This window comes from Nocardioides convexus (assembly GCF_011090295.1).
The window spans coordinates 3,122,096-3,134,521 of the sequence record NZ_JAAMYA010000001.1 but is presented as its reverse complement, the minus strand read 5'-3'; the positions used below and the strand labels follow the sequence as shown (position 1 = coordinate 3,134,521).

At 71.6% G+C, this 12,426-nt stretch carries 11 protein-coding genes and 6 pseudogenes; 5 read left to right on the top strand and 12 right to left on the bottom strand.

Features of this window, described 5'->3' with window-relative positions:
* Nucleotides 1-533: 533 nt before the first annotated feature.
* From G5V59_RS23460 to G5V59_RS23445, 4 genes and pseudogenes are all read right to left on the bottom strand, one after another.
* Nucleotides 534-1,634, bottom strand: a complete 1,101-nt coding sequence (locus G5V59_RS23460; protein WP_278260023.1) for a penicillin-binding transpeptidase domain-containing protein — start codon at nucleotides 1,632-1,634, stop codon at nucleotides 534-536.
* A 445-nt stretch (nucleotides 1,635-2,079) separates the two neighbouring features.
* A pseudogene (locus G5V59_RS23455) lies at nucleotides 2,080-2,223 on the bottom strand (hypothetical protein); the annotation flags it as partial.
* 249 nt (nucleotides 2,224-2,472) lie between these two features.
* Nucleotides 2,473-3,153: a hypothetical protein gene (locus tag G5V59_RS23450; protein WP_341351015.1), complete on the bottom strand. Its 681-nt coding sequence runs from the start codon at nucleotides 3,151-3,153 to the stop codon at nucleotides 2,473-2,475.
* 174 nt (nucleotides 3,154-3,327) lie between these two features.
* Complete coding sequence (locus tag G5V59_RS23445) at nucleotides 3,328-3,804, bottom strand: MerR family transcriptional regulator (RefSeq protein WP_278258058.1); 477 nt, start codon at nucleotides 3,802-3,804, stop codon at nucleotides 3,328-3,330.
* A gap of 993 nt (nucleotides 3,805-4,797) precedes the next feature.
* Between G5V59_RS23445 and G5V59_RS23440 the strand changes: the two genes are divergently transcribed.
* Nucleotides 4,798-5,364, top strand: a complete 567-nt coding sequence (locus tag G5V59_RS23440; protein WP_341351298.1) for a sigma-70 family RNA polymerase sigma factor — start codon at nucleotides 4,798-4,800, stop codon at nucleotides 5,362-5,364.
* A gap of 747 nt (nucleotides 5,365-6,111) precedes the next feature.
* Here G5V59_RS23440 and G5V59_RS23435 read toward each other — a convergent pair.
* The 5 genes and pseudogenes from G5V59_RS23435 to G5V59_RS23420 all read right to left on the bottom strand — a co-directional run.
* Nucleotides 6,112-6,243 (bottom strand): hypothetical protein, encoded by a 132-nt coding sequence (locus G5V59_RS23435; RefSeq protein WP_278258057.1) that lies wholly within the window; start codon nucleotides 6,241-6,243, stop codon nucleotides 6,112-6,114.
* A 555-nt stretch (nucleotides 6,244-6,798) separates the two neighbouring features.
* A complete protein-coding gene (locus G5V59_RS23430) occupies nucleotides 6,799-7,431 on the bottom strand; it encodes a DbpA RNA binding domain-containing protein (RefSeq protein WP_278258056.1) in 633 nt (210 codons plus the stop codon).
* Nucleotides 7,428-8,012, bottom strand: a pseudogene (locus G5V59_RS23425) (DEAD/DEAH box helicase); the annotation flags it as partial. The pseudogene G5V59_RS23425 and the gene G5V59_RS23430, both read right to left, overlap by 4 nt.
* 167 nt (nucleotides 8,013-8,179) lie before the next feature.
* Nucleotides 8,180-8,230, bottom strand: a pseudogene (locus G5V59_RS37545) (hypothetical protein); the annotation flags it as partial.
* 46 nt (nucleotides 8,231-8,276) lie between these two features.
* Nucleotides 8,277-8,477, bottom strand: a pseudogene (locus tag G5V59_RS23420) (DEAD/DEAH box helicase); the annotation flags it as partial.
* An 81-nt stretch (nucleotides 8,478-8,558) separates the two neighbouring features.
* Between G5V59_RS23420 and G5V59_RS23415 the strand changes: the two are divergent.
* Nucleotides 8,559-8,882, top strand: a complete 324-nt coding sequence (locus tag G5V59_RS23415) for a hypothetical protein (protein WP_278258055.1) — start codon at nucleotides 8,559-8,561, stop codon at nucleotides 8,880-8,882.
* An 85-nt stretch (nucleotides 8,883-8,967) separates the two neighbouring features.
* Here the strand turns inward: G5V59_RS23415 and G5V59_RS23410 are convergent, their stop codons facing one another.
* From G5V59_RS23410 to G5V59_RS23400, 3 genes and pseudogenes are all read right to left on the bottom strand, one after another.
* Nucleotides 8,968-9,936, bottom strand: coding sequence for an SIS domain-containing protein (locus G5V59_RS23410; protein ID WP_278260019.1), 969 nt, complete (start codon nucleotides 9,934-9,936; stop codon nucleotides 8,968-8,970).
* 481 nt (nucleotides 9,937-10,417) lie between these two features.
* Nucleotides 10,418-10,558: pseudogene (locus G5V59_RS23405) on the bottom strand (hypothetical protein); the annotation flags it as partial.
* Nucleotides 10,551-10,871, bottom strand: coding sequence for a hypothetical protein (locus G5V59_RS23400; RefSeq protein ID WP_278258054.1), 321 nt, complete (start codon nucleotides 10,869-10,871; stop codon nucleotides 10,551-10,553). The gene G5V59_RS23400 and the pseudogene G5V59_RS23405, both read right to left, overlap by 8 nt.
* A 674-nt stretch (nucleotides 10,872-11,545) precedes the next feature.
* Here G5V59_RS23400 and G5V59_RS23395 point away from each other — a divergent pair.
* The 3 genes and pseudogenes from G5V59_RS23395 to G5V59_RS23385 form a co-directional block, all read left to right on the top strand.
* Nucleotides 11,546-12,100, top strand: coding sequence for a YceI family protein (locus tag G5V59_RS23395; RefSeq protein ID WP_278258053.1), 555 nt, complete (start codon nucleotides 11,546-11,548; stop codon nucleotides 12,098-12,100).
* A gap of 95 nt (nucleotides 12,101-12,195) precedes the next feature.
* Nucleotides 12,196-12,330 (top strand): hypothetical protein, encoded by a 135-nt coding sequence (locus G5V59_RS23390; RefSeq protein WP_278258052.1) that lies wholly within the window; start codon nucleotides 12,196-12,198, stop codon nucleotides 12,328-12,330.
* A pseudogene (locus tag G5V59_RS23385) lies at nucleotides 12,269-12,412 on the top strand (hypothetical protein); the annotation flags it as partial. The gene G5V59_RS23390 and the pseudogene G5V59_RS23385, both read left to right, overlap by 62 nt.
* Nucleotides 12,413-12,426 lie beyond the last annotated feature (14 nt).

Sequence of the window (12,426 nt, the reverse complement as noted above, 5' to 3'; positions counted from 1 at the left end):
CAACACCTGGCAGCACGGCGAGAGCCGGGCGCCCAGCAGCTTGCTGCCGACCGCCCCGGCGAAGCCGGGCTCGCCCCATCCAACACCTGGCAGCACGGCGAGAGCCGGGCGCCCAGCAGCCTTGCTGCCGACCGCCCCGGCGAAGCCGGGCTCGCCCCATCCAACACCTGGCAGCACGGCGAGAGCCGGGCGCCCAGCAGCTTGCTGCCGACCGCCCCGGCGAAGCCGCGCTCGCACCAACGGGCGAGTCTTGCCGCCAGACCAACTCGACCTCTACGAAAGCCAACCGCGGTGCGGCAGCACGGCGAGAGCCGGGCGCCCAGCAGACTTGCTGCCGACCGCCCCGGCGAAGCCGGGCTCGCACCATTCAAAAGGAGCGAGCCCCACATTGCATGGGGTCAACGTGGGGCTCTTGTCGCGTTCGGTGCTCCCTCCGATTACGACACCCCCACTCTAGCGCGGCCATAGCGCGGGTCAAGAAACTATCGCCAGATTCCCCTTCTCGGTTGTCGCATCTGGGATCAAGGTCCCGGTCAGCGGGCTCCGCGCAGGAACTCCTCCAGCAGCGGACCGGCGGTCTGCGAGCCCGACGTGCCGGTCTGGACGAAGACCGCGACGGCCAGGTCGCCCTGCGCGGCGATCATCCAGGCGTGGGTGCGGATGGTGCCGGCGTCGGCGTACTCCGCGGTGCCCGTCTTGGCGATGACCGGGCCGCCGGGCAGGTCGGCCAGGCCGCGGCCGCTGCCGTCGGTGACCACCCGGCGTAGCAGTGCCTTGGCCTGGCGGGCCTCGGCGGCGGTGAGCGGCTTGGCGGCGGCGGGGACGGAGACGTCGGTGCCCGCCACCAGGTGCGGTACGACGGTCTTGCCGGCCTGGATGCTCGCGACCACCGTGGCCATCGCCATCGGCGAGGCGAGGACCTTGCCCTGGCCGATCAGGTTCGCGGCGCCCTCGGTCTCGCTGGCGGGCTTCGCGGGGACCTTGCCGAAGTAGGCCGGGAACCCGAGGTCGTGGTCGATGCCCAGCCCGAGGCTGCCGGCGGCGTCAGCGAGGGCGCCGTCCTTCACCTTGGCCCGCGCGTTGATGAGCGCGGTGTTGCACGACTGGGCGATCGCCTCCTGCAGGGGGATGGTGCCGACCGCGGAGGCGGGGTAGTCGGAGTAGTTCTTGAACTGCTTGCCGTTGACGGTCACGGTCGGGGTGCACCGGACCGGCGTCTGCGGGGTGAGGCCGGCGCGGAGCAGGGCGAGCGAGGTGACCGACTTGAAGGTGGAGCCGGGTGCGAGCCTGCCCGTAGGTCGCGTAGTTCTGCCCGCCGGTGCCCGCGCCGTTGGCGGCGGCCAGGATCGAGCCGTCGCTGGGCCGGATCGCGACCAGCGCGCTGGCCGGCTGCACGGTGCCGAGCACCCGCTCGGCGAGGGTCTGCAGGCGGGTGTCGAGCGTCGTCGCGAGCGGCTTGCCGGGGGCCGGCTCGCTGCGGAAGAGCCTCGCGGCGCTCGGCGCCCTTGGCCGCCGGCACGGCGTAGACGGCGCGGCCAGGCGTGCCGCGCAGCCTGCTCGTCGTAGCGGGCCTGCAGGCCGGTGAGCCCCGCGATGTCGCCGGAGCGGTAGGCGCTCGGGTCCTTCTTCACCATCTCGGCGGTGACCGGACCGACCTTGCCGAGGAGGGGCGCGGCGAAGTCGCGGGTCGGGGCGAGCGCGAGCTCGTCCGTCGACGGTGCGGCCGCCGGCGATCCCGGGGATCGCCGCGCGCACCGCCGCGGGGACCTCGGCGGCGCGGTAGGTGATCGCCTCGACGAAGGCCTTGGGGCCGGCCCCCGTCACCGCCTTGACGTAGGGCGCCACGTCGATCCCGACCAGCGCGGCCAGCCGGCGCGCGGAGGCCGGCGCCTGGGTCGCCGGGACGAGGCTGCGGTCGATGCCGACCCGGACCACGGGCCGCTCGGTCACCAGCGGGGCGCCACCGGCGCCGGTGATGTCGGCGCGCTGCGAGGACTCGGTCACCACGTCGAGGGACTCCCCCGCCTTCAGGTCGGGCTCCAGGATCGCGGGTGACCAGGACACCGACCAGGAGTCACCGGACTCGCTCAGCGGCGCGGTGGTCTCGTAGGTCCAGGCGTCACCGCCCTCGACCACCGGCCAGGACCACGCCAGGGTCGCCGACGGCTTGTCGCCGTCGGCGCTGACCTCGGTGACCTTCACCGTGGGAGCGAGGCCGTCCATGCCGGCCACGATCGCGTCGTGCTCCTTGGCGACGGTGGCACCGTCGGCCCCGCTCCACCGCAGCCCCTCGAGGTCCTTGCCCGTCGAGAGCGCCCCGGCGAGGGCGGTCGCCGCGTCACGCGCACCGTCCTCGTCGGAGCCCCCGGAGCAGGCCGCGAGCCCGCTCGTCAGGACGAGCAGACCCACGGTCGCCGAGATTCGCCTCATGCGAGGAGTTCTACCAAAGGGGTCCGAGGGAACCCCGGCGTGCTAGCCGACGAGCAGCCCCGAGACCAGCGGCTGGTAGCCGGAGGAGTGGCCGAGCCGGTTGGGGTGGTAGGCTCTCGCTGACCGGGTTCGAGAAGCCGTTGAGCCACTCGGTGCTGTCGCAGACGGCGTGCCCGGTGAACCGCGACGTGGGGTTGGCCCACTTGAAGCCCTTGGCGCTGGCAGCGGCGGAGAGCCTTGCTGTTGAGCAGGTCGGCGGTGGCGTTGAGCCGGGTCTCCTCGGCGGGCGAGAAGAAGGTGGCGGCGTTGCAGTCCTCGCCCATGAACACCCGCGGGTAGCCGACGACGACCACGACGGCGTTCGGCGCCTTGGACTTGATCGAGGCGTAGAGCGTGCTCAGCCGGCCCGGCAGGGTGTTGTTGATGAAGGACTGGGCGGTGTTGATCGAGCCGTCGCAGTCCGACATCCAGCCCGGCTGCGCGCACTCGGTGAGCACGCTGCTGAACCCGGCGTCGTTGCCGCCGACCGAGATGGTGACGTACTGCGTGGTGCTGGTCAGCGCGCTGAGCCTGGCTGCTGGTGACCGTGCTGACGGTGGCGCCGGAGCAGGCCTTGAAGGTGAGGGAGTAGCCCTTCGCGGCGGCGACCAGGCTTTGGGGTAGGCGTAGTTCGAGCGCTGGCAGACTCGTCCCGTCGTCGATGTAGGCTGCGGGTGCCGACACCGGAGGAGTACGAGTCGCCCAGCGCGACGTACGACGGGCCGGCGGCGTGGGCGGGCGGGATCGCGACCAACCCGACGAGGGCGGCGGCGAGCACGGAGCCGAGGGACAGGAGAAAGCGGAGGGACCGAGACATGTGAGCCTGCTTTCCGGACGTTTGGATGTGAGCCAGGTCACTCAACCACGAACCTCCGTCCCCGTCACCTGTGCCCGGGAGAATGTCCGGCCAACAACGGGAGACCTCGACGGGTCCCGTCGACGATGTCGGCCACGTGCGCCTGGAAGCCGGGGCAGGTGGTGATGTCGTGCGCCCGGCACTCCAGGGCGTGCGCGGTCAGGTGCCGCGAGCGCTCGAGGTCCGCCTGCCGTCGGTCCAGACTCGGCGAGGTGCTCCTTGAGCGCGTCCCGACGGCCCTCGGTGGAGGCGTCGACGAGGGTGCGGATCTGCTCCAGGCTCATCCCGGACGCCTTGCTGGCGAGGATCGTGGCGACCCGGTAGGCGTCGTCCTCGCCGTAGACCCGGCGGCCCGCGGAGTCGCGCTCCGGGCACAGCAGACCCTTGTCCTCCCAGTGCCGCAGCACATGGGTCTCGAGGTCGAAACGCTCGGCGAGATCGCCGATCGACCAGCGGACGTCGCGACGGCTTGACTTCATGTCCACATGAACTCACATGCTTCTGACCTGCGCAAGTCCATGATCCCCGAGAGGAACTCCTCATGAACCACTATGACGTCGCCGTCGTCGGGGCCGGCTCAGCCGGCCTCCAGGCCGCCCAGACCCTGGGCCGCATGCACCAGCGCACCCTCGTGCTCGGCACCGACCGCTACCGCAACGACCCGACCGGCCACATGCACAACTTCCTCGGCCACGACGGCGCCCCGCCCGCCGAGCCTGCGCACGGCCGCCCGCAAGGACGCCGAGGCCTACGCCGACGTCACCTTCCGCGACGCCGAGGTGCTCTCGATCTCCGGCAGCCTCGGCGACCTCGTCCTCGAGCCTGGCCGGCGAGGAGCCGGTCCGGGCCCGCCGCGTGCTGCTCGCCACCGGCGTCCGGGACACCCTGCCCGCGATCCCGGGCATCGCCGAGAACTTCGGCGACCTGGTGGCGCACTGCCCCTTCTGCCACGGCCACGAGTACGCCGGCACCCGGGTCGGCATCCTCGGCTCCGCCCCGCACGTGGCCGCGATGGCCTCGATGCTCGGCCCGATCGCCGCCGAGCCTGGTCGTGCTCACCGACGGCGCCGACCTGGACGAGGAGGTCGGAGCCACGCTGGCCCGGCTCGGCGTGCCGGTGCTCGCCGACAGCGTCCGCGCGGTCCGCCGCGAGGGGGACGGGCTGGTCGTCGACCTCGCCGACGGTGCGACCACCGTGCTCGGCGGGCTGCTGGTGAAGACCGACTGGGCACTCGCCGTACCGTTCGCCGAGCAGACTCGGCCTGGCGGTCTCCGAGATGGGCGCGGTCGTCGTCGACGCCTTCGGCCGGACCAGCGTGCCCGGCGTCTTCGCCGCCGGCGACATGGCCCAGGGCCCCGGCCTGCCGATGCCGATGGCGTCGGTGCTGGTCGCCGCCGCCAGTGGACAGATGGCCGCCGCCGGGTGCGTGCAGGACGCGGCTCTGGCGCGGATCGCCTGACACACTTGGTGCCTGCCGGACAGGAACAAGGCATGGATCCGACGAGCACGCCGCCACGGGAGCAGCGCTTCCGCGAGCCTGTACGACGCGGCCTACGTCGACCTGCTCCGCTTCGTCCGGCGCCGCGTGCATCCCACGCACGCCGAGGACGTCGTCGGCGACGTCATGCTCGTGGCGTGGCGCCGCCTCGACGACGTCCCCGCCGACCACTCGGCCGCACGGGCCTGGCTCTTCGGCGTCGCGCGCAAGACGCTGCAGAACGCCCGACGCCGCGAGGACCGGCACGACGCCATCGCGGTCAGGCTCGCCGAGGCGGCCGCGCCGGGGAGCGACGAGCACCCCGACCTGGTGAGCAGCCGGGTCGACATCGCCGCGGCCTGGCCGCGGCTGAGCGCCACCGACCAGGAGGCGATCGCTCTCTCGGTCCTCGACGGGCTCAGTGCACCCGAGGCCGCGACGGTGCTCGGCATCTCCGCCACTGCCTTCCGGCTGCGGCTCTCGCGGGCCCGGCGCACCCTGCGCCGACTCGTCGACACGACCCCCGCCGGCGTACCCCTCACCGAGAGGAGCCCTCGATGAGCAGGGACGACACGATCACGGCGGCCCTGCGCCACCTCGACCCGGCTCCGGCCAGCGACCTCACCGCGGCAGAGCGCGCCCGAGCAGACGCGTTGCTCGCCCGGATCGTCGCCACGCCCGGCGGGCGCACCCCGTCGTCCCGGCCGCGGGTCCGGACGCTGGCGGGCGCCGGCGTTGCCGCCGCCACCCTCGCGTGCCTGCCGGCGCTGCTGCTCGGGGGTGGCGACGCCTTCGGCTCGTGGACGCCGACACCCGAGCCTCTGTCGGTCTCCGCGGCGGGCGCGGCCGAGGCACGCTGCCGCGCCTCACTCGACGTACCGGACCGGACAACGCGGGTCGCGCTCGCCGAGCGTCGCGGCGAGTGGACCTACGTGCTGCTCGCCGGCCCGGGGGGCGAGGCCACCTGCCTGATGCCCGACGAGGGTGACAGCGTCTTCGGGGGGTCCACCGCGGACCCACCCGCGCCCCCTGCACTCGCCCTCGACGGCCTCGACGAGACCGGCAGCATGACGAACGTGACGGACGAGGGGTCGTACTCCTACACCGAGGGCTATATCGGTCGCGACGTCACCGGGGTGACGGTGCACGTCTCCACGGGACTCGACATCCAGGCGTCGATCGCGGACGGGCGGTTCGCCGCGTGGTGGCCCTCGATCGAGCAGAGCAGCCGGCACCCCGAGGGCGAGTCGTGGACCTTCACCGTGCACCTCGCCGACGGCACCACCCGGGAGAGCGCAGGCTGAACGGTCAGTACCAGCCGACCCGCTCGGAGTGCTCCCACGCCTTCTGCGCGTTGCCGTAGCGCGCGCCGATGTAGGCCAGTCCCCAGCGGATCTGGGTCTCCGGGTTGGTCCGCCAGTCGCTGCCGACGACGGCCATCTTCGTGCCGGGCAGGGACTGGGGGATGCCGTAGGCGCCGGAGCCTGGGGTTCTCGGCGAGGTGGTTCCAGCCGGACTCTCGGTGCCACAGCGCGTCGAGGTAGGGCCACTGGTCCGCGGGGTAGCCGAACTCGATCATCAGCTGGTAGCCCAGCGCCCGGTTGGAGCCGCGGTCGACGTTCTGCGGGATCTGGACGGGCGGCAGGTTCTTGGCGATCCGCTCGGCCCGGCGGGCGAGACTGGGCCATGATCTGGACGTCCGGTACGTCGGCGCGCGCACCCGAGGCGCGCGACACCTCCGTCGGCCGGTCGCTCGGGACCGCCGAGGCCGAGGCGGACGGCGAGACCGAGGGCGAGACCGGCACCGACGCCGACACCGAAGGCGACACCGACGGGGCCGGATCGGCGGCGGGGGTCGTCGACGGACCGCACGCGGTCGCGAGCAGCGCGACGGCGGCGACCAGCACGGATCGGCCCCCCATGCCGGCCGACGCTACGTCAGTCCCGGGGCTTGCGCGAGCGGTTCGGGGGACCGTAGTCCTTGGCGAGACTCGATCAGGCTTTCCGGAGATGCGGGTGCTCTTGAGCCGCTCCCACTGCTCGTCGGTGAGCCGCGCGGGCAGACTCGACGATCGAGTAGTCGGGGCGGATGGTGATCTTGCCGAAGTCGCGCCGGTCGAGGCCGCCCTCGTTGGCGAGCGCGCCGACGATCTGGCGGGGCTCGACGCGGTGCCGCTTGCCGACCTGGATCTTGTAGGCCTGGAAGTTGCCGCCACCGCGCGGGGCACGGTCACGACCGCCCCGCTCGCCGCGGTCGTCGGCACCCCAGGAGTCGCGCTTGCGGTGGTCGCCGCGGTCGGTCCGGTCGCGCTCGGCACGCACCGGGCGCTCGGGCTCGGGCTCCAGCAGCAGCGGGGTGTCGCCCTGCATCACGATCGCCAGCGCGGCCGCGACGTCGACCTCCGGGACGTCGTGCTCCTTGATGTAGTGGCTCACCACGTCGCGGAAGAAGGAGATGCTGGGCGACTCGAGCGCGGCGGTGATCTGGTCGTCGAAGCGGCTCAGCCGCGACTCGTTGATCGCATCGACGCTCGGGAGCCTGCATCTGCTCCAGCGTGGTGCGGGTGGCCTTCTCGATGTGCTTGAGCAGGTAGCGCTCGCGCGGGGTGATGAAGGAGATCGCGTCACCGCTGCGGCCGGCGCGGCCGGTGCGGCCGATGCGGTGCACGTAGGCCTCGGTGTCGGTGGGGATGTCGTAGTTGAAGACGTGGCTGATGCGGGGGACGTCGATGCCGCGGGCCGCGACGTCGGTGGCCACCAGGATGTCGAGCCTTGCCGTCCTTGAGCCTGGTTGACGGTGCGCTCGCGCTGGGCCTGCACGATGTCGCCGTTGATCGCGGCGGCGCTGTAGCCGCGGGCGCGCAGGCTTCTCGGCGAGCGTCTCGGTCTCGTTCTTGGTGCGCACGAAGACGATCGCGCCCTCGAAGTTCTCGACCTCGAGGATCCGGGTCAGCGCGTCGACCTTCTGCGGGTAAGCTGACGATCAGGTAGCGCTGCCGGATGTTCTCGGCGGTCCGGGTCTTGCGCTCGATGGCGATCTCGACCGGGTCGTTGAGGTACTTCTGCGACAGCGTCTTGATCTGCTTGGGCATCGTCGCGGAGAAGAGCGCGACCTGCTTGTCCGACGGGGTGTCCGCGAGGATCGTCTCGACGTCCTCGGCGAAGCCCATGTTGAGCATCTCGTCGGCCTCGTCGAGGACCAGGAAGCGCAGACTCGGTGAGGTCGAGCGTGCCCTTGTCGAGGTGGTCCATGATCCGGCCCGGCGTGCCGACGATGATGTGCACGCCCCGGCGCAGCGCGGACAGACTGCACGCCGTAGCCCTGGCCGCCGTAGACGGGCAGGACGCTGACGCCGCGCAGGTTCGCGGCGTACTTCTCGAACGCCTCGCACACCTGCAGCGCGAGCTCGCGGGTCGGCGCGAGCACCAGCGCCTGCGGGGTCTTCTGCGAGGTGTCGAGCCTGGTCGAGGATCGGCAGCGCGAAGGCGGCGGTCTTGCCGGTGCCGGTCTGCGCCAGGCCCATCACGTCGCGGCCCTCGAGCAGGTGCGGGATGGTCTGGGCCTGGATCGCGGACGGCGACTCGTAGCCGACGTCCTTCAGGGACTTGAGGATCCGGTCGCCGAGCCCGAGGTCGGCAAACGTCGTCGTCTCGTTCTCAGCGTTGTCACTCACCCGTCAAGGGTAGTGGCGTGAGGCATTTCACGCCCGATCGTCGGCGCGGTGCGCTACGTCACCCACACCTAGGCTGGCCCCATGGGTCGCAGTCACGAGCAGCAGGTCATGGTCCCGGCACCGCCCGAGCAGGTCGCCCAGCGGGTGTGCCACGTGGTCGCCGCGCTGCCCAAGGCCGCGGGGGTGGCGCTGAACCCGCCGTACGTCACGGCGAGCATCGGCACCGGGATGTGGAGCCTGGGGGGGAGAAGATCCTCGTCCAGGCTCAGCGAGGTGCCGGGCGGCTCGGCCGTGCGCATCCGCAGCGAGTGCGTCTTCCCGCTGCAGACTCGTGGACTACGGCAAGAACCGGCGCAACGTCGAGCAGATCGTCGCCGGTCTCGCCTGAGCCTCACTCGACGGTGACCGACTTGGCCAGGTTGCGCGGCTTGTCGATGTCGTGACCCAGGCTGAGCGCCGCGTGGTAGGCGAGCAGGCTGCAGCGGGATCGTCAGCAGGATCGGGTCGAGTTTCGCGCTCGTTGGCCGGTACGTCGATCCGGTGCGCCTGCAGGTCGCCGAGGTCCACGCTCGCGTGGGTGACCACGGTGAGCGGGCCGCCGCGAGCGGCGATCTGCGCCAGCGCCGCGACGTTGCGCTCGACCGAACTCGTCGTCGGGCACGATCGCCACGGTCGGCACCGCGGAGGAGATCAGCGCGAGCGGGCCGTGCTTGAGCTCGCTGGTCTGGTAGGCCTCCGCGTGCCGGTAGGTGATCTCCTTGAACTTCTGCGCGCCCTCGCGCGCCACCGGGAAGCCGCGCACCCGGCCCACGAAGAACAGGCTCTCGGCCTCGGCCAGGCTCCTTGGCGACGACCGCGGTACTCGGGCTCGGTGGCGAGCACCTGCTCGATCTGGCCGGGGATCGCGGTGAGCCCGGCGATCAGCCGGCGGCCGTCGGCGATGGAGAGGTCGCGCACCCGGCCGAGTCTGGACGGCGAGCATCGCGAAGCCGAGGAACATGTTCGTCAGTGCCTTGGTCGAGGCGACCGCGACCTCGGGCCCGGAGTGCAGGTAGATCCCGCCGTCGACCTCGCGGGCGATCGCCGAGCCGACCACGTTGACCAGGCCGATGCAGCGTCCGCCCTTGCGCTGGATCTCCTGCACCGCGAGCAGGGTGTCGATGGTCTCGCCGGACTGGCTCACCGCGACGTAGAGCGTGTCCGGCTCGACGATCGGGTTGCGGTAGCGGAACTCGCTGGCGGCCTCGGCGTCCGCGGGGATGCGGGCCAGGCTCCTCGATGAGGGGAGGCGCCCATCTGCCCGACGTAGTACGCCGAGCCGCAGCCGAGGATCTTGACCCGCCGGATTGCCCGCAGGCTCGCGGGCGTCGAGGTTCAGCCCGCCGAGGTGGCCGGTGCCGAAGCGCTCGTCGAGCCGGCCGCGGAGCACGGCCTCGGCCCGAGCGGGCTGCTCCAGCATCTCCTTGTGCATGAAGGACTCGTGCTCCCCCGCGTCGTACGACGCCGGGTCGATGTCGACCTCCTGGGCGCGCCGGTCGGCGGGGGTCAACCCGGTCGCGTCGAGCCGGTACGTCGTGAAGCCGCTCGCCGTCACGGTCGCCATCTCGCCGTCGTCGAGGTGCGCGACGGTCGTCGTGTACCGCACCACGGCGGCGAGGTCGGAGGCGACGTGCATCTCGTGGTCGCCGACGCCGATGATCAGCGGGCTGCCGTTGCGGGCCACCACGATCCGGTCGGGGAAGTCGGCGTGCACGACGGCGAGACCGTAGGTGCCCTCGATCCGGCCCAGCGCCTCGGCGGTGCGCGCCTCCAGGGTCTTGGCGGTGGAGCGGCCGACCAGGTGGGCGATCACCTCGGTGTCGGTGTCCGACTGCGACTCGACGCCGGCGTCGGTCAGGCTCCGCCCGGAGCGCGGCGGCGTTGTCGATGATGCCGTTGTGCACGACCGCCACCCGGCCGGCCGGGTCGGCGTGCGGGTGGGCGTTCTCGTCGGTGGCCGGGCCGTGCGTGGCCCAGCGGGTGTGCCCGATGCCGATCTTGCCGCCGAATCGCTTGGGGAGGCCGTCGGCGAGGTCACGCACCCGGCCGGCCTGCTTGGCGATCCTGACCCCGCCGGCGCCGAGGACCGCGACGCCGGCCGAGTCGTAGCCCCGGTACTCCAGCCGGGTCAGTCCCTCCAGCAGCAGCGGTGCCGCCTGCTGCGACCCGATGTAACCCACGATCCCGCACATGTCGGTGCTCCCTCTTCCTCAGCCGTAGACGATCCGGCGCAGGCGGCGCTCGGACAGACTCGGGCGCGGCGACCACGTGGCCGTGCGCCTCCTCCTTGAGCCGGGCGAAGATCTCGGCGTTCTTGGCGCCGTAGGTCTTCGAGCCGGCGTGCCGTCGCCGCACCCAGTCCTCGACCGGCTCGTCGTGGAAGGACAGGACGTCCTCGACGAGCCGGCGCGCCTCGGTGGAGTCTCAGCCCGCTGCTCTGCTCCACGTGACGCAGGAGCCTCGGGTCGACATGCACGACGACGAGAGTGCTCCTGAAGTCCGGGAAAACTCAAGTTCCTGCCCGAATTCGGGCAGATATCCGGCACTCACCACGATCTCGCCCGCTTCGCACCGCTGCGGTGGAGCGCCCAGGCGCTCGACACGCAGTCACCGGCCGATCAGGTGGAGGACAGAGCGTCAGATTCGGCGAAGGAGTGACCTCAGGTGGGGAGCGTGCTACTCTGGTGAACACAAGGTGAACAGGAGGTGTCCCATGACCAACACCGAAGTGTCGACTCGGCTTGAGATGCGCTGGGTCCCCGTGACCGATGCCAGCGGCCGCACGCACATGGAAGCTTGTCTGGGTGGAGGTCGGAGCGCCGGCCGTCGCCGCGCACGCCGCCTGACGTACCCCCAGGCTCCGCAAAGAAGGAGCGCCCCGCCACCGCGGGGCGCTCCTTCCTTCGTTTTCGGCTGTTCACCTCCGTGACGCAGCACACACCTTGATCCGGAATGGTTGACGTGTCACCATTGCTTTGATCTTTGACGTTTCAACAACTTCGACGCGAACCCACTCAAGGAGCCTTCACATGACCGAGAACGCCGCCCTCACCGACATCTCCGGCGACTACACGCTCGACCCGGCCCACAGCCGGCTCGGCTTCGTCGCCCGCCACGCGGTCGTCACCAAGGTCCGCGGCCAGTTCTCCGACTGGACCGCGACCGCCCACATCGACACCGCGAACCCGGCGGCCTCCTCGGTCACCGTCACCATCAACCCGGCCAGCGTCAGCACCGGCAGCGCCGACCGCGACGGTCACCTGCAGTCCCCCGACTTCTTCGACGCCGCGCAGTTCCCCGAGTGGAAGTTCGTCTCCACCGAGGTCAGCCGCGACGGCTCGGACTGGACCGTCACCGGCGACCTGACCATCAAGGACGTCACCAAGCCGGTCACCATCGAGTTCGAGGAGAACGGCTCGGCCAAGGACCCCTTCGGCAACGTGCGCGTCGGCTTCGAGGGCGACGTCACCGTCAACCGCAAGGACTGGGGCCTGACCTGGAACGCCGCGCTGGAGACCGGCGGCGTCCTCGTCTCGGAGAAGATCAGGCTCGAGTTCGACATCTCGGCGATCAAGAACGCCTGAGCGAGAACTCGCTGCGCGCACCCGGCCGAGTCGTCCAGACTCGGCCGGGTGCCGTCTTTCCCACCCGCCCGCTGACCCTGGCCGACGCTCCTGCCGTGCACGCGGTGATCGCCGCGCAGGAGCGGCACGACGTCGGGAGCGTCGAGGTCGAGGTGGACGACCTCGTCGGTGACTGGCAGCGTCCGTCGTACGACCTGGCGGGCAGGCTCGGTCGCGGTCCTCGACGGTGAGCGGATCGTCGCCTACGCCGAGCACCTGGGCGAGGAGCGGTACGACGCGGCGGTGCACCCGTCGTACCGCGGCCGGGGGATCGGGACCTGGCTCGC